A 20,403-nucleotide genomic window follows, 5' to 3' on the forward strand; every position below is an offset into this window, starting at 1 on the left:
CTTATGCAAGAAAGCGAAAAACAGGCTAACTGTCAATTTTGTTCAAATACAGGCCAATATTGTAGTGAAATAGATATGGGAAATGGATTTTGCTTTTGGCATGATCCCAATTTTGATAAAAAAGGTATGGATTTAGCTGACAAGCTGGAGCGCTATGTTGCAAAAGGTGGTATAACCCAAGGATTACAGCTAAAATATGCAAATTTATCCGGTATTAATCTAGTTAAAAAAAACAGTAATACAGGCTATGATTTTTCCCACTCTAACTTTTATCGAGCCGACCTCTCCCACGCTCATTTATTCAGTATAAAATTGAATCATGCTAATTTAATGAAAGCCAATTTTAATGAAGCCAATTTGCATTGCGCTCAACTTGAGCAAGCTAATTTATTAGGTATCAAACTCAACAATACCAAAATTGATAATATTCAGCTTGGTAAACATATTAATCAAGAAGAGCTAGCCGCGACTTTAGCCAAACAAAAAGATACCCACAAAGCAAACGAGCTTTATTTACAAGCGGAACAAATTTATCGGGATATTAGACGCGCGGCTGAAAATCAGGGGATTTTTGAATTAGCCAGCCAGTGTATGTATAAAGAAATCACTATGCGCCGCAAACAGATGGCGTGGTTTTCTAAAGACAGAATTAGCTCAAAAATATTAGATTTATTTTGTGGTTACGGAGAAAAACCGCTGAATATTATCGCCTGTTCATTAATCCTCATTTTTAGCTGTGCACTGGCTTATTTTTTATTTGGCTTTTATCAAGGCATTTATTTAATTCAATTTAATAGCCAATTGAGTTTTGCTGATAACTTTCACCATTTTTTATTGTCTCTTTATTATAGTTTTCTGGCATTTACCACCTTAGGGTTTGATAACTTAACCCCGATAGGCTGGAGTAAAGTAGTAACCTCGTTACAAGCATTTTTAGGCAGTTTTATCATGGCGCTGTTTGTGCTGGTATTTGTTAAAAAGATGAGCCGCTAAATCTCTTTGCGGCTATTAAAGCTTTTAATTTAAAAGCTGGGGTATCTAACCTGAGCGGTATATAAGAAAATTTGCAACGGACTATTTTTCCGCCTCTCATCGTAGGAACGTAAAATAAGCTTGATTTGGCATTATTTAATCTAATAGTTGAGAAACTTACCTCAACATTTCTTATACGCACCTCAGGTTATCTAAGATTGGAAAATTATCCGGTTAAGCAATTAAATGGCTAAATTTATCTGCAAATTTAGCCATTTTTGGTGCAATAATAAACTGACAATACCCTTGGTTTGGATTCTCGTTATAATAACCCTGATGATAATCTTCAGCAGGATAAAACGGCATAGCTTCAACCACTTGGGTAATAATTGGCCCAGCAAATATAGCTTGCTGAGTTAATTGCATAATTAAGCTTTCGGCTTGCTGTTTTTGCAGCTCAGATAAATAAAAAATGGCACTTCGGTATTGTCTGCCAATATCATTACCTTGGCGGTTTAATTGTGTTGGATCATGCAAAAAGAAGAATATTTCTAATATTTCGGTATAACTGATCACCTCATCATCAAACTCAACTAATACCGCCTCAGCATGCTCAGTCAGTCCACTACACACCATTTTATAGTTTGCATCAGCAGCGTCTCCCCCACAATAACCGGAAGTTGCGCTGATAACCCCTTTCACTAGATTAAATGCCGACTCAATACACCAAAAACAGCCAGCAGCTAAAATTGCAGTTTGTTTAGTCATTCATCTTTTCTCGAAAAATAGAACTACACCTTAAAACGGCCAACTAAATCAGAGAGGTTATTGGCAAGGTCTCTAATTTGACTAGCTAGCCTTTCACTAGATTCGGCTATATTCGTTGCTGAAGTAGTTTGTTCATTTAATGAGAATAAATTTTGACTAATCTCATCGGAAACTGCAGATTGCTCTTCTGTTGCTTGTGCTGTCTGGGTAGACATATCATTCAAGCGTACAGACGATGATAGTAATGTATTGAATACTTCATTAGCTTGCTGAAATATCTCCACAGTTTGATCTGCATTTTGTTTGCCCTGAGCTATTGACTGAGAAGATTCATTAACACTAGCTTTAAGCTGCTCAATCATTGACTGAATATGGTTTGTGCTTTCTTGAGTTCGGGTTGCTAGTGTCCGTACCTCATCTGCAACTACAGCAAAACCACGACCTTGCTCACCAGCACGTGCAGCTTCAATTGCTGCATTAAGTGCTAATAAATTAGTTTGTTCGGCGATGCCTTGTATTACATCCAGTACCGAAGCGATATTCTCTGAGCTTTTTTGTAATTCATTTGAGCTATGTAAAGCCGTATCCATATTTTTAGATAAATGGCTAATAGATTTACTAGACTGCTCTACAACATTAATCCCTTGCTTAGCCATTTGGCTTGAAGTATCAGCTTCAGTAGCAGTCCCACTAGCCACTTCAGCCATTTGTTTATTCGATAAGTTCATCTCGTGTACAGCACTAACTATTGAATCTGATGCCTGATTAATTGTTGTTGTAATACTGCGCGTTTGTTCCGATGATTCAGTTAATGTCGCTGTTAGATTAGTTAAATCAGATGCTTGATCTAAAATGGTCATAATCAATTCACGTAAACTTTCTACAAACCGGTTAAACTCGGTTGCCAACTCCCCAAATTCATCATTAGTTGTAACATTAATTCTTGCAGTTAAATCACCTTCACCTGATGCTATTTCATGAATTCTAAAAGTAAGATAATTAATTTGTTCAGTTAAAACTTTAGGTATTTTATAGCTAAACCAGCCAGCAATAACTAAAACAATCAAAATAAAAATAATCGCTGTATTCTTAAATGCTGATATCTCTTGTTCAAGCTGGGATTGAACTTCAACTGACTTAAGCTCAGCAGCTTCTCCCGCTTGATCCAATACATTTCTTAAATTATTAAATTTCTCTTCGGCTTGTTGTAAAGCTTGCTCAAGGTTTTGATTAGAACTAAGACTTTGTTGTACTAACTTATTTGATGCATTTAACCAATCTTTAAAAGATTGATCAAAATGGCTAAATTTACCTACTACATCTGGATACTCGGATAAATATTTACGATATTGATTAAACCTGTTTTTAACCTGTTCTGCATTTTCCTGAATATCGTTTTGGGCTATATCAGTGTCGACTGATTTAGCTAGTAAAAGTGTTTGAGCAAGTTGTGCCTGATATAAATCTCTATCTGCATTCAAAACAACTGAAATAGCAGTTAAAAACTTTTCTGATTGGGCTTCTAAAGCTTCATCCTGTAATTTCAGTAAATGAGAAAAAGTAAAAAAGATAATTAGCAAAGCTATTGCTAACAACATAATAGGCAAGGAGCTTTTAACTCTGATGCGATGAAAGTTCATATAAGTTCTCTTAAATTAACTGTAAACAATAAAGACTAAAGTACCAAAATACCATCTTCGACTTGACTCAATATAGATAAATTTTGCTCTAGATAATGCTTCCACTTATGAGTGATTTGATCTAATTTTCCAGATACCTGTAAACGACTGACGGCATGACTCCACTTTGCTAACAACTCTGGGTCAGTACCCGGCTTTGACATAATTAAATATAGTATAGATTGATGAAATGGAAATGATTTAAATAAACCAGAGTCAACTTCTAGTGATTCTGCAACTTGGTTAATCGCACATTGTTCATAAGCTATAGCCTGAACTCTATTGGCTAATAATCGCTTAAAATTTTGTTCATGAGTAGTTACTGGTTTTAAATTATCAAATCCTCGTAAAATTAACCAATTTTCTCTAACATCGCCTCGAACGACTCCAATTCCAGGTAAGCTTTTGAGTGATTCCAAAGATTTATTTTTCACTGGTGTTTCAGCTAAAAAAACCATAGACCACGTTTTTTTCATAACAGGCATCACCCAATGAAAATCAGCTTCTCGTTCAGGAATACGTGAAAAGCTATACATCATCACATTAGCTTGCTTATAACCAATATAAATTGCTCTGGCTTCTGGCACTAATTTAATCTGAGTATTATCCCCCATCTCAGTTTGCAATGCCTTCACTATATCAGTAACGTATCCAGTTAACTCTCCGTCTTCATCAAGATAATTTGCCGGCGGCTCATTAACTGTCAATATTTGTAACTCCTGATTTGCACTCACAGAATGAATCCCAAGGACTGCAATCAGTAAACTTAACCGAAAAATATATGACAAAATAATCTCCGCAACCGTTTTTCTGTGCAACTTTGCACGTGCCTACCATTACTTATAAAACATAAGCTTAGTTTAGCAAGTTTTTAACTGATAAATGGTTTGTCCACTTGCATTATATTTGGCTTCAAATGGCGTGATGGGATGTTTAACTTGAATAGATTCTATTTTGCTGTTTAAACCAGCTAGTTTTAAAGCATACTGAAACTCTTGTAAATAAATTAACCAGTTTGAACGTAGCTCAATATGATTGCAGACACTCACTAAATCAGGGAAAACCGGCGCGCCATGCCAGCGACGTTTAATATGAGTGGCTTTTGGCCAAGGATTAGGATAAAAAATTTTATGCTGCTCAATTTTAACTTGCTGGGCATTGACTTTAGCCGCTAGCAAACGGTAAAAATCATTCAGATCGGCCCGAACTAAAATAATATTATCGGCCGTTTCGGTTCTTTGTCTGGTGATTCTATCATCCGATTTATCAACCCCGATAATTGTATGGTCGGGATATAACTCAGCTAAATTACGGCTGCTATCACCCACCCCGCAACAGGCATCCAGTATCACCGGACAATCACGACTCTGAGTAAATTCCATTACCTGCTCAAACGCAATTTGGGTATGCTCTGAAACAGGCTTTAAAAAAGTGCTGTTTAGATGACGTTTTACTATTTTATCTAAATCTTGGTGTAATCCACTTTGGTTACTTTGTATTGCTCTGGAATTGCCTGACATTAATGACGAATCCCCACACCTTTATTAAGCAGTCTCATCGCTAATAAAAATAGCGCAGCAGTTACCCCAATTAGCACTGAATAAGCGGCAATTAAGCTCACATCACTACTGCCTAAAAATCCAAATCGAAATGCATTAACCATATATAGAATTGGATTTAATTGGCTCACCCCTTGCCAAAATCCAGGTAACATAGAGACTGAAAAAAACACGCCACCTAAATAAGTCAGGGGAGATAATACAAACGTCGGAATAATGCTAACATCATCAAATGTTTTTGCATAAACCGCATTAATCAAACCACCTAAAGCAAATAAAGTTGCAGTTAATAATAACGTAGTAAATACAACAAACCAGTTATGTACCTGAATATCAACAAAAAATAAGGCAACTATCGTCACCAGTACACCAACAATAATCGCTCTGGCAACACCACCTAATACATAACCGGCAACAATCACAAAAGTTGGCACGGGCGCAACTAATAACTCTTCAACATTGCGCTGAAATTTAGCACTAAAAAACGAGGAAGATACATTGGCATAAGCATTATTGATAACCGCCAGCATAATCAGCCCCGGCATCATAAATTCAACATAGCTAAAGCCATTCACTTCACCCACTCTGGAGCCAATTAAACTACCAAAAACCACAAAATAAAGTGTCATAGTAATGGCTGGCGGCACTAAAGTTTGCACCCAAATACGTAAAAAACGATTACATTCTTTATATAAAATACTGTTTAGCGCAATTAAATAATTAGCATTCATATTAAGCTCGACCTGCCTCAACTAATCTGACAAATAACTCTTCTAACCGGTTGGCTTTATTTCTCATACTTTTAACTTCGATCCCTTGTTTGCTCAGTTGCTCAAATACCTGATTTAATGAATCTTCTTTATTCACTTCAATTTGCAAAGTATGGCCATCAATTTGCTCATATTGAGTATTTTCAAGCGCAATGTTTGGATAGTCTTGGGCTAAATCCAAAATAAAAGTTTCCACATTCAGTTTACTTAATAAAGCTTTCATACTGGTATTTTCGATAATTTTTCCTTTATCGATAATCGCAATATTACGACATAAACTTTCCGCTTCTTCTAAATAATGGGTCGTTAAAATAATAGTGACACCTTGCTCGTTTATCTGGCGTAAAAACTGCCACATTGAACGGCGGATTTCTATATCAACACCGGCTGTTGGTTCATCTAAAATTAACAACTTAGGCTGATGCATCATAGCTCGGGCGATCATTAACCTGCGTTTCATCCCACCAGATAAATTGCGTGCTGGCGTATCGCGTTTTTCCCATAGCTCAGTTTGTTTAAGATAAACTTCACTGCGGGCAATGGCTTCACCGCGCCTAACCCCATAATAGCCTGCTTGGTTAACAACAATTTGCTGAACCGTTTCAAACTGATTAAAGTTAAACTCTTGCGGCACTAACCCAATTTGCGCTTTAGCTAACTCAAGCTCAGTATCTAAATTGTGACCAAAAATATTCACCGAGCCGCTGGTCTTATTGACCAATGAACTTAAAATGCCAATAGTGGTTGATTTACCGGCACCATTAGGCCCAAGCAATGCAAAAAAATCACCTTGCTCAACCACTAAATCAATCCCTTTTAGCGCCTCAACGCCGCCTTTATAAACTTTTTTTAACTCTTTAATTTCTAATGCGTGCATATAAACCTGACTGCTTTTATTGATAACCCCAAGGGCTCATTAGCGTTTGTTTAATATTTAAATGATCTAAAATTCTGGCTACCACAAAGTTTACCAAATCATCAATATTTTGTGGTTGATGATAAAATCCCGGACTGGCTGGCATAACAGTCACACCTAAATGTGCCAGTTTTGCCAGATTATCCAAATGAATCGCTGAAAACGGCATTTCTCTGGGTAAAATAATCAACTGACCTTTCTCTTTAATGATAACATCCGCCGCGCGCTCAATTAAATTATCACTAGCACCTGTTACAATTGCCGAAACGGTTCCCATACTGGCTGGGCATATCACCATTTTTTTAGGGGCTGAAGAGCCGGATGCGACCGGTGAAAACCATTCATCTTTACCATAACACTGAATTTGTTCTGCTTTGGCATTGGTTAGTTGGGTAAAAAACTTAGCTGCTGATTCAGGTTTAGCCGGTACATTTAAGTTGCTTTCGGTTTTTAAAACCACCAACGCGGCAGAAGATATCAATAAATGAATTTTATAGTTTGCTTCAACCAGCGCTTTTAATAAATTAACCGCATAAGGCATTCCAGATGCACCGGTTAATGCTAAGCTGATTTCGCCGTTAAACTCAGTTATTGTCTGACTCATAACTTACTCTATTGTTTGCTCTACTGTTTTACTTTATTGTTACTTTATTAATAATGGTTAAGTTTGTGGCTTTAAGCCATTTAATATTTTTTGATGAATGCCACCAAAACCACCATTGCTCATGACTAAAATGTGATCTTGTGGCTCGGCATATTCAATAATTTGTTGCACCAAATCATCCAGCTTATCCAATACCTGATAGTTCAGCTTAGATGCCTGCATTATTTCATCCAAACTCCAGTTAATATTATCCGGTTGGAGCAAAAAGACTTTATCGGCCTCGGCTAAAGATTCAGCTAACTCTGTTTTATGAATACCCATTTTCATGGTATTGGATCTAGGCTCTAATACCGCAATAATACGACCCGCCTGAATATGATTAGCAAGCCCAGCTAGGGTTGTTTTTATCGCTGTTGGGTGATGCGCAAAATCATCATAAACGTTAACTTGATTCACCTGCCCTTTTAGTTCTAACCGCCGTTTCACATTTTCAAAGCGACTTAACGCAGCAATTGAATCTTCTGGCCTCACCCCAGCGTGATAAGCCGCAGCTATCGCCATAGTGGCATTATGCGCATTATGCTCGCCTAATAAGTTCCAGTTGAGTTGGCCAACTTGTGTACCATTTTGAAAAATCGTTAACTGGCTAAAATCAGATTTGATTGGCTCAAAATGCCAAGCTTTATTGTGAGCCAGTAAGGCTGTTTGACTCCAACAGCCTTTTTCTAATACCTGATTAATTTCTGGGGTATCGGGAGAAATCACTAACCCAGAACCCGGAACAGTGCGAATTAAATGGTGAAACTGCTTTTGAATAGCGGCTAAATCTTCAAATATATCAGCATGATCAAACTCTAAATTATTAATAATTAAGGTTCGCGGATGATAATGTACAAATTTACTGCGTTTATCAAAAAATGCGCTGTCGTATTCATCTGCTTCAATCACAAAAAAGATAGAATCGCCCAACCTTGCCGAAATGCCAAAATTATTAGCAACCCCCCCAATTAAAAATCCGGGTTTGCAGCCGGTATCTTCCAAAATCCAAGCGAGCATACTACTCGTTGTGGTTTTACCATGTGTACCAGAGGCAGCAATCACCCACTTGTCTTTTAAAACATGATCAAATAACCACTGCGGGCCAGAAACATAATAAAGGTTTTTTTCCAGCACAGCTTCAACTTCCGGATTACCACGCGATAATGCATTGCCAATCACAACAACATCCGGTTCATCTTTTAAGTTATCTGCGCTGTAGCCTTGCATTAATTCAATACCCAATGCGCTTAATTGGTCGCTCATTGGCGGATATACATTGGCATCTGAGCCTGTCACTTTGTATCCTAACTCTTTAGCTAATACAGCCAATCCACCCATAAAAGTGCCACAAATACCTAAAATATGAATATGCATAAATTCAAACACAGCAGTTAAATTAATAATGTAAGTATGATAACAGTTTACGGTTAAAAATGGGGTTTAGTTTAATAAAACGCGGACAAAATATCGTTTTTGTTTATCCAATTTAGTTTATTAAAAAAGTCATATTAGGTTAATAAATCAGTCATCTAAGCAGATTACTCTTCGACTGTCAGCCAAGGGCTGTTTCAGCTTTAATGATGTTAGTTTTCAATTTTGTTTGATGGAGCATAATATGGATACTTATAACGATTTATTTGCAACACCAGTAAAAAAAGCAAAATGCAATAAAAAACGTAAGTGGCGAGAAATTGAAGCAATTTTAGAAGAACGCAGCCTATATAACGAATTGAGAGAAATAGACGAATTTGAACAATTAGAAGAGCTGGAAATGCCTTTTAACTAACCAGATTTTAAACAAGAAGCCCGTTTTTAAACGGGCTTTTTTATTGCAACTCAAACCTGCCAGTTGATTGGGGCTTTACCTTGCTCCACCAGTATTTGATTGGTTCGACTAAAATGTTGGCAGCCTAAAAAGCCTCTGTGCGCAGATAAAGGGGACGGATGAACGCTTTTTAAAATAAAGTGTTTATTTGGATTGATCACCCGAGCTTTTTTATGTGCATGTGAACCCCATAATAAAAAAACAACGCCTTCACAGTGATCATTAATTTTTTGCATAACCACATCAGTAAACTGCTCCCAACCACATTTAGCATGAGAGTGCGCTTGTCCTTGCTCAACCGTTAATACCGTATTTAACATCAGGACACCTTGCTCAGCCCAAGGTTGTAAATAGCCATGATTCGGTATTTGAAAGCCAGTAATATCATTAGCTAGCTCTTTGTAAATATTGACCAGTGACGGCGGAATTTTCACACCAGGCTGCACAGAAAAACATAAACCATGTGCCTGATTTGGGCCGTGATAAGGATCTTGCCCTAAAATTACAACTTTAACTTTATCTAGTTCGGTTGAGGCAAAAGCTGAAAAAACTTGCTCTTGAGGCGGATAAATAATTTTGCCAGCTTCCCGCTCCGTTTTAACAAAATTGAGAATTTGCTGAAAATACGGCTGCGTTTTTTCATCTGCTAATACATCTTTCCAGGTTGCCATTATTCTGCCCCTTGATTGATAAGCTAAAACAAAAACGCCCTGAAATCAGGGCGTTTAAACGATTATTTTAAATTAACAGCCATTAAGCTTTTAATGTAGTAAACATATAGCTTTTTAAGGCGTCAAAATCAGCCGGTAAGCTGTCTGATAATAACTCTTTATTTGCTACATCACTTAACGCTTTAGGTAAAGCAACTGGTGTACCTAAAATGTTTTCAACTGTTTCTTTAAATTTAGCCGGATGTGCAGTACCTAAGAAAATACCCGTTTCATCATCTGCTAATGTGCGTTTTAATGCTTTATAAGCAACCGCTGCATGAGGCTCACTTAAATAACCTAAATCATTTAACTGGCGTACCCCAATTTGCGTGTAATCTTCATCAACACTTTCAGCCGTTAATAAGGCTTTATCTACTAAACCTTGCTCAAACATAGCTTCGATACGTGGCCAGTTGTTAGGAGAGCTAATATCCATTGCATTTGAAATAGTCGCAACCGTCTTTTTAGGCTCCCATAAACCACTTAATAAATAGCGTGGTACAGTATCGTTAACGTTGGTAGACGCAATAAAACGTTTAATTGGTAAGCCCATCACCTTGGCTATCATAGCTGCAGCTAAGTTACCAAAGTTACCGCTTGGTACAGAGATAACAGCCTCTGCACGTTTTTCAGCCGGTAATTGCGCAACCGCTTCAAAATAATAACAAACCTGTGCCATTAAACGCGCAATGTTAATTGAGTTAGCAGAGTTTAAGTGCAATTCTGTTTTAATTTGTTCATCATCAAACGCTTGTTTAACCAAAGCCTGACAATCATCAAATGCACCTTCAATTTCTACTGAGTGAATATTGTCACCTAATGTAGAAAATTGTTTTTCCTGCAATACACTCACCATGCCTTTAGGATATAAAATCACAACCTGAATGTTATCTAAACCATGAAATGCATGAGCAACAGCAGCACCGGTATCACCAGACGTTGCGGTTAAAATAGTCACAGGGTTATCGCCTGTTACTTGTGCTAAACATTGCGCCATAAAACGAGCGCCAAAATCTTTAAAAGCTAACGTTGGGCCGTGGTACAGCTCTAAGCTGTATACATTGTCAGCAACATGGGCTAAAGGTGCTGTAAACTGAAAGGCATTATTCACCATTTCGGTTACAGTTTCTTCACCAAACTCATCGCCAATTAATGTGTTTAAGATATAAGCACTGCGTTGTTGAAACGGCATTTCTAATAACGCATCTACATTATCTAATTTAGGTAATGAGGTAGGAAAAAATAAACCTTGGTTACGACCTAAACCTTGTTTAACCGCTTGGCTAAAACTTACAACTTCTGAAGAATCTTTTAAATTAACTAATTCCACTTATTCGTCCTCTAAGACTTGGGTTCCACGGGCATCTACTTTGCAAATATGAGCAAACCCGTTTTCGTTTTGAATATAATTTTGCTCTAACCAGCTTTTAATTTTTTCGGCTGCCTGTAAATCATCTACCGCCGCAAACACAGTTGGACCAGAACCCGAAATACCAAAAGCTAATGCGCCTTGTTGCTCAGCGTATTCACGCCCGGCATCAAAGTTATTAAGCAAAGATTTACGGTAAGGTTCTGCAATCACATCTTTCATCATGCTGGCGGCCAATACTCTGTCACCACGATGCAATGCATCAACAAATACAGCCAATTGACGACCAAACTCAATGGTGGTCGCTTTATCATATTGCTTAGGTAAAATTTCACGAGCTGCAGCAGTTGAAACACTTGCGCCCGAATAACAAATTACCCAATACCAGTCATCAAAAACTGGCAAACTTAAACTGATCTGCGTATCGCTTTCCAGCATAAGTTGTAGGCCACCTAAATAACAAGGTGCGACATTATCATAATGAATACTGCCACTAATTTGACCTTCTAGTTTTCCCATTAATCTCAGCAAAGCTTCAGCATTAAGAGGGTTACCATAAAAGCCATTTAACGCAGCTAAAGCGGCGACAATTGAACTAGCCGATGAACCTAAACCACTGCCAATTGGCAAGTTTTTCTCAAGTTTCATCTGCACAGGTTTAACATCAATGCCCAGCTCAGCCATTGCAGCCTGAAAACCTAAAAAGCAGTCGTAAACGATATTCTGTTTAGGATCGTCCGGTAATTTATGCGCAAAATAACCGGCGTTTTCTAAACTAAATTCATCCGCTTCAGCAATTACTGAAACTCTGTCACCTAACAAACTGCCATCAATTGGCGCAAGCGCCAATCCTAAAATATCAAACCCTAAACTAACATTACCGGTTGATGCCGGAGCATAAGCAGTTACAGCCATTTTAAACCTCACGCTTCCACGGCATAGTGCGCATTAAATCAGAGAAAACACCTGCAGCTGTTACATCTGCACCTGCACCATAACCTCGGATAACAAGTGGAATTGGCTGATAATATAAACTTTCAATTGCTAATGCGTTTTCACCATCTTTAATCACAAATAATGGATGATCTGCACCAACAGCCTGAATGCTACAACGGCATTTACCGTTTTCAATAATGCCAACATAGCGTAATACTTTGCCTTCGGCTTTTGCTGTTTCAGCTATTTGCTGATAATAAGCATCCGCTTTTGGCAAGTTTTGCATAAACTCATCAATTGAGCCGCTAGCGTCAAACTCAGGTGGTAAAACAGACTGGATATTAATATCATCCAATTCCATTTCCATACCGGCTTCACGCGCCATAATTAATAGCTTACGGGCAACATCCATTCCGCTTAAATCGTCACGCGGATCTGGTTCGGTAAAGCCATTGGTACGTGCAATTTCTGTCGCTTCAGATAAGGTCATTCCTTCGTCTAATTTACCAAAGATGAAAGACAACGAGCCAGATAAAATACCTTGGAAACCAATTAATTCATCCCCTGCACTTAATAAATTTTGCAAAGTGTCAATAACCGGTAAACCTGCGCCTACGTTAGTTTCGTATAAAAAGCGACGGTTCGTTTGAGCCGCAGCTTGGCGAAGCTCATGATAAAATCTCATGCTGCTGGTATTGGCTTTTTTATTTGGCGTAACGACATGGAAACCAGCCGATAAAAAGTCAACATACTGAGATGCAATTTGATCGTTACTAGTACAATCAATAATCACAGGGTTAATTAAGTGATTATCTGTTACAAACTTTTGTAAATTCTCAAGTGTAAATTTGCTTTCGCCTTGTGCTAAAACAGATTCCCATTCAGACAAATTAATACCCTGATCAGCTAAAGCCATTTGGCGGCTATTGGCCAAACCATACACCTGTAAACTGATATTACGCTCTTTTAAAATTGGTTGTTGTTTTTCTAATTGTTTTAACAGCGCTTTACCCACTGTGCCACAGCCAACCATAAAGGCGTCAATGACATGCAGGTTAGTAAAGAAATTCTGATGAGTTACTTTGATCGCATCCTGACTCTTAGTGCCTTCAATCACAGCTGAAATTGAACGCTCAGATGAGCCTTGTGCAATTGCTACAATATTCACTTTAGTTTGACTTAATGATGCAAAAAACTTAGCAGCAATGCCTTGCTGCATTCGCATTCCATCGCCCACAATTGAAATAACTGACAAATGGTCACGTAATTCAATTGGCTCTAATAATTGGTTGCTCAGCTCTAGTTCAAACTCTTGCTCTAAAATGCTTTGCACTCGTTCTGAATCGCTCGAATGGATACAAAAGCTAATACTATATTCACTAGATGACTGAGTAATTAATAATACAGACACTTTGGCGCGCGAAATAGCATCAAAAATTCGACTCGCCATACCCACCATGCCTTTCATACCTGGGCCGGCAACATTCACCATAGTCACATCATTTAAAGTAGAAATACCTTTAACAACATGATTTGCATCAATGCTCTCTTTTGAGATTAATGTGCCAGGTGCTGCAGGGTTTAAGGTATTACGGATACGACAAGGAATATGATATTGAGCGATAGGACCAATGGTTTTAGGGTGTAAAACTTTAGCACCAAAATAAGAAAGCTCCATCGCTTCTTGATAAGATAGCTGGTCAACTAATTGTGCATTGTAAACTTTATTGGGATCCGCATTATAAACCCCATCTACATCAGTCCAAATTTCACAAACAGATGCATCAATACAAGCAGCTAAAATAGCAGCGCTATAATCAGAACCATTTCGGCCTAATGTCACTAACTCACCCTGAGCATTACGGGCACAAAAACCCGGCATAACCCAAACGCTGTTTTGTGGTAATTCAGCATGTGCAAATAATTGACGACTAGCTTCAATATCTGCCTGAGATTCTAGAAAGTTACCATGCGCAATCACGAGTTTAGTTGGATCAATAATATCTGACTGTTGACCACTGGCACGAACTAACTCAGCAAAAATTTCAACACTAACAAATTCACCTAAACAAATAATTGCAGCGTTAACTGAATCAGGACATTCGCCTAATAATTGGATGCCTTCCAATCTGGTTTTCAAAAAGCTTAGTTTTTGTTCAACAACGTCAACAACACCCGCTTTATTATAATTTTCGTACTGAGCAGATAAGTCATTAATAATTGAATGAATGGTAGTTTCTAATTGGTTGAGTAATTCTTGAGTATCCTGCCCTGTTACCGCTGCATCAACTAAAGCAACTAAATTATTAGTTACTCCTTTTGGCGCAGATAAAACGACAGCTGTTGATTCGTCAGCTTGTTTAGCTAAAACAATGTCTCTGACCATTTGATAGCGTTGTGCATCTGCTAAAGAAGACCCACCAAATTTTAAAACTTGCATCAATCTTTTCCTATTTCTCAGACAAAAAAGCCCGCGACTTTTAACAGTCACGGGCTTTGCAAAAAATTAGTTATTTGAGCGCATTAGCCAGTGACCACTCCTTAAATTAAGGTAATGGTAATAATTTGGGTAATGGTAATATATGCGCTGTATTTCATGGGGCGAAACTGTGCCTGATCTGACTCAATCTGTCAATGACTATTTGGTTATATCTGCTGCTAAATCATTAAGCTCAAGCGAAAAAGAAAAATATAGACTAACAAAAGGAATAAATATGTTAACTAGCCTGATAAACTGTCGTTTTATTTCTGCCAGAGCGTTTAGACTCATACAAAGCCATATCAGCCCGAGTTAACATGTCATCATAGTTTCTTATACCTGAATGATAGCTCACAACCCCAAGACTTAATGTAGCAGCTATATTAAATGACTTGTACTCAACTATCTGATTCTCAAACGCAACTCGAATACGCTCAGCTAATTCGTAGGCACCGCGCAAACCAGTGTTGGGTAATAAAATAGCAAATTCTTCACCGCCATAACGTCCAAAGACATCATGCTGCCTCAACATAGATTGGATAAGAGCAGCTGATTCAATTAATACTTTATCTCCAGCTTGGTGACCAAACTTGTCATTAATAATCTTAAATTTATCCAGATCGAATAAAATTAAACTGAGTTCTTCATTATATCGCACCGCTGATAAAAATGCGGTATTAAACCTTTCTTCCCAATAACGGCGGTTCGCAATTTGTGTTAAACCATCTGTTCGATTAGAACGCTCTAGTTCAGCTAAGGTCAGTTTAAGTTTTTCCTGATAAAAACATACATCCGTTGCATCTTCAACGGTAATACAAATATGATCGACTTCATTTTTTGTTTTATCAGATTTTATAGGCAACATAGATATATTCTGCGCCATAAATTCATTACTGGTTGTAATTGGCCGGGTATGCTGCATTTTAAAAAGATACTGACGCTGCTCCCACGAGCTAAATGCTGGAGAGTCGAGCATAACAACACTTTGTAATTTACGAGTCATCCAACTTTTAGGTAACTCAGGAAAAACGGAAAATAAATTTTTCCCTAAGATATCAGGGGATTTTAAGGCCGGGTGAGATTGCATAAAATGATTGAAATAAACAAGGTTATAATCGGCATCAACAAGAATAACGCCAGTGTTGAGTGACTCTACAACTAAAGAATGCATATATATAACCTAGTGTACTGTTAATATTCTTCTAATATTTGATCTAACACTTGTTGGATATTTTCAATTGCAACACCCGGTATTAATAACACCATATCACAGTTAAACTCATAATCTGTAACTTGATAGCTAATCGCAACTTTTAAAGCCAGTTCCCAATTAAAAGACAAGTCTTGTAAATGCTTTTCAATTGAAGTTTCAGACGAAGAAATTACTCTAGGCGCGCTATAAGCAATTTGATTATCAATTTGCTCAGCTAGACCATTTAAGAAAGTAGTTGTTAAAATAGAGCTGATATCAGTTAACTGTTCCATTTCTGAAACTTCATCAGGCTCATAGCCTAATATGTTAGCTATATTTTTGGTATGATCTGCTCGATAAATTAAAAGTGTTTCACCTGTAATACCATCCTGTCCATAAAACCCCTGACTTAATAATGTCACACTATCATCACCATAAGTTTCAGCAAAAGCTTGTGGTAATTCAGACGAAGATACTAGTTCTATATGCGGGACTTGCAAATGTACAAAGGTTTCTAAATAACGCGCAAGTTTATCGCTAGCACGACCCATAGCAACATTAATCAGCTCTTGTAAACAGTCTCTTTGTTCTTCCGTAATCGTAATTTCAATCATAACAATCCATATTCTTCTAATATTTGGCTTAACTTTTCGGAATTTACAGGCTTCTGGATAAAAGCAAGAGCACCAAGTTCTGTCACCCGTTTTTGCATTTCAGGTTGGATATCTGCTGAAATAACGATGACATAATTAGCAAGCTTTTTAAGTTTTAAAAGCTCTAAGACCGAAATACCATCTAACTCAGGCATGGTCAGATCCAGAAATAAAACATCCGCTATTTTTTCGCGCATCATGTTAATGGCTTCTAAGCCATTTGATGCTAAGCGAACATCTACATTCCAATTTTCCGGAAAGCTTTTTTTAACTTGTTTACGGGCTAATGCCGAGTCGTCACAAATTAAGACTGATAAGGTCATTTATTATTATTCTCTGATTCTTGCTTTTTGGACTGGTCTATTTATGACTGATCAGACCACAAAATACAAGTTTTAATTATATTACGCTTGAAACAGCGCCAAAATAGCATAAATTCCAACCAACTAAAACATTTTTTAAACAATATGCTAAAAAATCATACTAGTTAACCTATTAATTATTATGGCTGAAGCCGCTCGATTATCCATTTATCTTTATCTTTTTGGTAACAAAATCGGTCGTGTAATCTGTGTTCACCACCTTGCCAAAATTCAACTCTTTGTACCTTAATTTTAAACCCACCCCAATGTGGCGGACGCTGAACCGGTTGAGCTTGATGCTCTGCCAAACTTTGATGATATTTTTGCTCAAGCAGATCTCGTGAGGCAATTGGTTTACTTTGCTCGGAAACTAAAGCTGCTACCTGACTCGTTAGTGGCCGTGATGAAAAATATTCATCGTTTTCAGATTCAGCCAAAGCTTCAACTTGGCCGCTAAAAATAACTTGTCGCTCAGCCACTAACCAAGGAAACAACACACTAACTTGCTGATTAGCGGCTAAATCCTGCCCTTTTCTGCTGTTTTTATTGGTATAAAAAACGAGACCGGAAGAATCAACCGATTTCATTAAAACCGTTCTTTGCGAAGGAATACCTTGCTCATTAACCGTTGCTAAAATCATCGCTGTTGGGTCTTTAATCGCATCAATTTTCATAACCTGCTCAAGCCAAATTTCAAATAACTCAAATGGATTATCTGTTAACTCGGCTTCGGTTAAATGACTTAAATCATATTCTCTTCTAACCTGATAAAAAATCGACATGCTGCCTCAATAGAATTAAAGATGTTTACTAAACCAATAAAATGCTAAACTTGCTTGCAGTCAGTTTAGCATTTTATTAGATACAATTTTAGAAACCCTATGGCATTTTATTTTAAATCTTCACAAATACCTGAGCTTAAACCTTATACTTTTACTCAACGTGCGCGGATCATTACTCAGGCTCAAGCTTATTTTACCGTACCGGATAAATTTATTTTAAACATTGCTAAACTTATCGTGTTATCGCCGATTTTTGTTATGGTCGCCAGATTCGAACAATGGTGGATGCTCATTCCTATGATAATAGTTGGCATTTGTTACCCATTAATTACCAATCCGATTCAATTAAATTTAGCCAAAAAATATCTGCCACAGGCACTTAAAGTTTATCAGGCAGAACAAGCGAGTTTACAAGAGGAAAACGCCTGATTTAAGGCGTTAAATTAGAGCTGTCAGTTAAATCAGCTAAATAAAGGGTAAATTTAGCTCCGCCCGCTGAACTGGCCGAAACACAACACTGGCCTTGATGCCACTGGCAAATTTTATCGACAATGGCTAAGCCTAAACCAAAACCGGCTGATTGTTTATTGCGGCTGGTTTCTAACCGTGTAAAGGGCTTAAATATTTGTTGATATTGCAAAGGGTCAATCCCTTCGCCATCATCTTCAACACGAATAATGAGTTGTTTATTAACAATTTGAGCCTGCACTATAATCGTGTTTTTTGCATATCGCACAGCATTGGATAATAAATTATCAAGGCAGCGCTCAATTAACCAGCCATCACATAACCATATAAGCGTTTGATTAATTTCAGTTATAATCTTTTTGTCAGTAAATTGATTAAACTTATCGGCCTGATGGCAAATTAGCTCATTTAAATCTACATAATCTAAATTTAAGCCTTGTGATTGATTTTCAAGCCTGGCATAACTTAATAACTCTTCAATTAACTTTTCAAGCTCAGCTAAATCCTGCTGCACATCTGGCAACTGAGTTAATGTCGTTTGAGGCAACATATTCAATGAAAATTTAATTCGTGAAAGCGGTGTTCTTAGGTCATGACTCACCGCATTAACCAATTGTTTTTGTTCATCAATTAATTGACTAATCTGAGCAGCCATCTTCTCAAAACTACTGGCTAACGGATAAATAGCTGATGTTTTTTTAACCTCAGGTGAAAATTCAAATTGCCCTTTTGCATAAGCTTTCGAGGCGGTTTGTAAGGCATTTAAATCTCGCCACAAAGGCCAAACCCAAGCGGCAATCACCAAAGCTAAGACCAAATAACTTAAACTGCGTAATAACCAGTTTAAAGTTTGGTTATTTTGCGAAAGTGTCAGCGGCCCGATTTCAATGACTTTATGTTTTAAAGGCCAATAATGATAAATAATTAACGCATTTTGTTGGGTATAGGTTGGAATACTTTGCCCTTGTTTTAAAGCCGAAAACTGGGCTTGAGGCAATAAAATATCTTGCGTTTCAATTACCCTAACCTGAGTATTTAGTGCATTAGCTAAAGCCTGAGAAAGCGCTTGCTCTGACTCAAATTTTGTTATCGCCAAAGGCAATAATTTTAAATTAAGGTTATCCGTAACTTCAGATTCTGTTGTCGTTTGTTGGGTTAACATTTTCCATGTTTGTTCTGCCCCCCAGCCAATTAAAAATAATCCGCAGACAATAATTAAATATAAGCTGATAAATAAACGCGTCATGATGAATCAGCTTTGTTCCCATGCAGTTGCACTAAATAAATACCCTTTCCCCCAAACCGTAATAATCCGGTAAGGTTTTTTAAGGTTATCCTGCAATTTTTTACGTAATCTGGAAATTCTGACATCTACGCTGCGATCAAGCCCATCATATTCTCGCCCAATCATTTGCTGATGAACAAATTCACGACTTTGCACTTGTCCAGCATGGCTGGCAAGTAACCACAACAATTCAAATTCATGTGTCGTTAACTCAATAGGTTGCTCTGCTAAAGTGACAATTCGTGAGCTTTTTTCAATGCTCAGTTGACCAAAGGTTAGTTTTTGCTGGCTAATCATATTCGTCTGACAACGACGAAATGCATTATGAATTCGGGCCAATAATACATGGGGTTCAATCGGTTTAATTAAATAATCATCCGCCCCCATTTCTAGCCCGCTAACATGATCATAATCACTGTCTTTTGCAGTTAAAAATAAAATGGGTTGATTAAATTGATGTCTAATTTGGCGGCAAACCGCAAATCCATCTAAATCCGGCAAGTTAATATCCAGCAACACTAAATCCGGCTTGTGGCTCAAAATAAATTGAACTGCACTTCGTCCGTCACTTATCCGGCTTACCTTGTAACCATTTTTATTCAGAAATTTTTCGATTAAACTCGCCAGCCTGTCATCGTCTTCAACCAATACAATATGTTGCATTAAAATAAACTCCACTGTGAATGTAAGCGCCGTCTATATTCTCCAGTTTGTTGATTTAATATCTGAATAGATTGCTCGGCAATAATTAAGTCTGGATTGAATGTATTGCTTAAAGTTAAATAAAAAGGGGTGGTTTGCTGTAAGTTTAATTCAGGTTTTATTTCACCGCCGGATAATTGTGACCAGCATTTAATTAACTCTGTTGATTGCCATAAACAAACCTGCTGAATTACCTGATTTGCTTGCCATGCAAAACGCGCAGAAAATTGGCAAACTGGCTCGTTTTGTGCCAATACACAGCGGTTTGGCTGAATGTTAAAGCTAACTATGTTGTCTTGTGCTGTAGCAAAATGCACTAAAAAACACCCCGTA

The 20,403-nt window shown here is 37.5% G+C and carries 22 protein-coding genes; 3 read left to right on the top strand and 19 right to left on the bottom strand.

The window, feature by feature from the left end; translation table 11 throughout:
* Window positions 1-3: 3 nt before the first annotated feature.
* Window positions 4-993, top strand: coding sequence for a pentapeptide repeat-containing protein (locus tag N7931_RS04820; protein ID WP_262792325.1), 990 nt, complete (start codon window positions 4-6; stop codon window positions 991-993).
* 213 nt (window positions 994-1,206) lie between these two features.
* Here N7931_RS04820 and msrA read toward each other — a convergent pair whose 3' ends face one another.
* The 8 genes from msrA to mpl all read right to left on the bottom strand — a co-directional run bounded on the left by msrA (window position 1,207) and on the right by mpl (window position 8,681).
* A complete protein-coding gene (gene msrA, locus N7931_RS04825) occupies window positions 1,207-1,740 on the bottom strand; it encodes a peptide-methionine (S)-S-oxide reductase MsrA (RefSeq protein WP_262792327.1) in 534 nt (177 codons plus the stop codon).
* Window positions 1,741-1,763: 23 nt separating this feature from the next.
* Window positions 1,764-3,380 carry a methyl-accepting chemotaxis protein gene (locus tag N7931_RS04830; RefSeq protein ID WP_262792329.1) on the bottom strand — a complete coding sequence of 539 codons (1,617 nt, stop codon included), beginning with the start codon at window positions 3,378-3,380 and terminating at the stop codon, window positions 1,764-1,766.
* A gap of 35 nt (window positions 3,381-3,415) precedes the next feature.
* Window positions 3,416-4,207: a substrate-binding periplasmic protein gene (locus tag N7931_RS04835; protein WP_262792330.1), complete on the bottom strand. Its 792-nt coding sequence runs from the start codon at window positions 4,205-4,207 to the stop codon at window positions 3,416-3,418.
* Between the two features lie 72 nt (window positions 4,208-4,279).
* On the bottom strand, window positions 4,280-4,939 hold the full coding sequence (locus N7931_RS04840; protein ID WP_262792332.1) for a tRNA (guanine(46)-N(7))-methyltransferase TrmB: 660 nt from the start codon (window positions 4,937-4,939) through the stop codon (window positions 4,280-4,282).
* Complete coding sequence (locus tag N7931_RS04845) at window positions 4,939-5,709, bottom strand: ABC transporter permease (protein ID WP_262792333.1); 771 nt, start codon at window positions 5,707-5,709, stop codon at window positions 4,939-4,941. The genes N7931_RS04840 and N7931_RS04845 overlap by 1 nt, the downstream gene beginning before the upstream one ends.
* Before the next feature lies 1 nt (window position 5,710).
* Window positions 5,711-6,625, bottom strand: a complete 915-nt coding sequence (locus tag N7931_RS04850; RefSeq protein ID WP_262792334.1) for an ABC transporter ATP-binding protein — start codon at window positions 6,623-6,625, stop codon at window positions 5,711-5,713.
* Window positions 6,626-6,641: 16 nt separating this feature from the next.
* Window positions 6,642-7,268, bottom strand: coding sequence for a flavin prenyltransferase UbiX (locus N7931_RS04855; RefSeq protein WP_262792335.1), 627 nt, complete (start codon window positions 7,266-7,268; stop codon window positions 6,642-6,644).
* Window positions 7,269-7,325: 57 nt separating this feature from the next.
* Window positions 7,326-8,681, bottom strand: coding sequence for a UDP-N-acetylmuramate:L-alanyl-gamma-D-glutamyl-meso-diaminopimelate ligase (gene mpl, locus N7931_RS04860; RefSeq protein WP_262792336.1), 1,356 nt, complete (start codon window positions 8,679-8,681; stop codon window positions 7,326-7,328).
* A 241-nt stretch (window positions 8,682-8,922) separates the two neighbouring features.
* On the opposite strand from mpl, the gene N7931_RS04865 reads away from it, so the two are divergent.
* A complete protein-coding gene (locus tag N7931_RS04865) occupies window positions 8,923-9,093 on the top strand; it encodes a DUF3545 family protein (protein ID WP_262792337.1) in 171 nt (56 codons plus the stop codon).
* A gap of 50 nt (window positions 9,094-9,143) precedes the next feature.
* On the opposite strand, the gene ung is transcribed toward N7931_RS04865, so the two are convergent.
* The 8 genes from ung to pdxH form a co-directional block, all read right to left on the bottom strand.
* Window positions 9,144-9,803 carry a uracil-DNA glycosylase gene (ung, locus tag N7931_RS04870; protein ID WP_262792339.1) on the bottom strand — a complete coding sequence of 220 codons (660 nt, stop codon included), beginning with the start codon at window positions 9,801-9,803 and terminating at the stop codon, window positions 9,144-9,146.
* Window positions 9,804-9,885: 82 nt separating this feature from the next.
* Entirely contained in the window at window positions 9,886-11,172 is a 1,287-nt protein-coding gene (gene thrC / locus N7931_RS04875; protein WP_262792341.1) for a threonine synthase, read from the bottom strand.
* A complete protein-coding gene (gene thrB, locus N7931_RS04880; protein ID WP_262792343.1) occupies window positions 11,173-12,126 on the bottom strand; it encodes a homoserine kinase in 954 nt (317 codons plus the stop codon). It lies immediately after the preceding gene.
* Between the two features lies 1 nt (window position 12,127).
* A complete protein-coding gene (gene thrA / locus N7931_RS04885) occupies window positions 12,128-14,587 on the bottom strand; it encodes a bifunctional aspartate kinase/homoserine dehydrogenase I (protein ID WP_262792344.1) in 2,460 nt (819 codons plus the stop codon).
* A gap of 277 nt (window positions 14,588-14,864) precedes the next feature.
* On the bottom strand, window positions 14,865-15,797 hold the full coding sequence (locus N7931_RS04890; protein WP_262792346.1) for a diguanylate cyclase: 933 nt from the start codon (window positions 15,795-15,797) through the stop codon (window positions 14,865-14,867).
* A 20-nt stretch (window positions 15,798-15,817) separates the two neighbouring features.
* Window positions 15,818-16,432, bottom strand: a complete 615-nt coding sequence (locus N7931_RS04895) for a chemotaxis protein (protein ID WP_262792348.1) — start codon at window positions 16,430-16,432, stop codon at window positions 15,818-15,820.
* Window positions 16,429-16,794 carry a response regulator gene (locus tag N7931_RS04900; RefSeq protein WP_262792350.1) on the bottom strand — a complete coding sequence of 122 codons (366 nt, stop codon included), beginning with the start codon at window positions 16,792-16,794 and terminating at the stop codon, window positions 16,429-16,431. The genes N7931_RS04895 and N7931_RS04900 overlap by 4 nt, the downstream gene beginning before the upstream one ends.
* Before the next feature lie 179 nt (window positions 16,795-16,973).
* Entirely contained in the window at window positions 16,974-17,615 is a 642-nt protein-coding gene (gene pdxH, locus N7931_RS04905; RefSeq protein WP_262792352.1) for a pyridoxamine 5'-phosphate oxidase, read from the bottom strand.
* A 99-nt stretch (window positions 17,616-17,714) separates the two neighbouring features.
* On the opposite strand from pdxH, the gene N7931_RS04910 reads away from it, so the two are divergent.
* Window positions 17,715-18,044: a DUF6170 family protein gene (locus tag N7931_RS04910; protein WP_262792353.1), complete on the top strand. Its 330-nt coding sequence runs from the start codon at window positions 17,715-17,717 to the stop codon at window positions 18,042-18,044.
* A 1-nt stretch (window position 18,045) separates the two neighbouring features.
* On the opposite strand, the gene N7931_RS04915 is transcribed toward N7931_RS04910, so the two are convergent.
* Genes N7931_RS04915 through N7931_RS04925 form a run of 3 tightly spaced genes read right to left on the bottom strand, consistent with a single transcriptional unit; the run spans window position 18,046 to window position 20,387 of the window.
* Window positions 18,046-19,329 carry an ATP-binding protein gene (locus N7931_RS04915; RefSeq protein ID WP_262792354.1) on the bottom strand — a complete coding sequence of 428 codons (1,284 nt, stop codon included), beginning with the start codon at window positions 19,327-19,329 and terminating at the stop codon, window positions 18,046-18,048.
* Between the two features lie 6 nt (window positions 19,330-19,335).
* On the bottom strand, window positions 19,336-20,031 hold the full coding sequence (locus tag N7931_RS04920) for a response regulator (RefSeq protein WP_262792355.1): 696 nt from the start codon (window positions 20,029-20,031) through the stop codon (window positions 19,336-19,338).
* Window positions 20,031-20,387 (bottom strand): DUF3019 domain-containing protein, encoded by a 357-nt coding sequence (locus tag N7931_RS04925; RefSeq protein WP_262792357.1) that lies wholly within the window; start codon window positions 20,385-20,387, stop codon window positions 20,031-20,033. Before N7931_RS04925 ends, N7931_RS04920 begins: the two co-directional genes overlap by 1 nt.
* Window positions 20,388-20,403: the final 16 nt, after the last annotated feature.

Origin of the sequence: Catenovulum sp. 2E275, from assembly GCF_025515275.1 — a bacterium.
Lineage (GTDB): Bacteria > Pseudomonadota > Gammaproteobacteria > Enterobacterales > Alteromonadaceae > Catenovulum.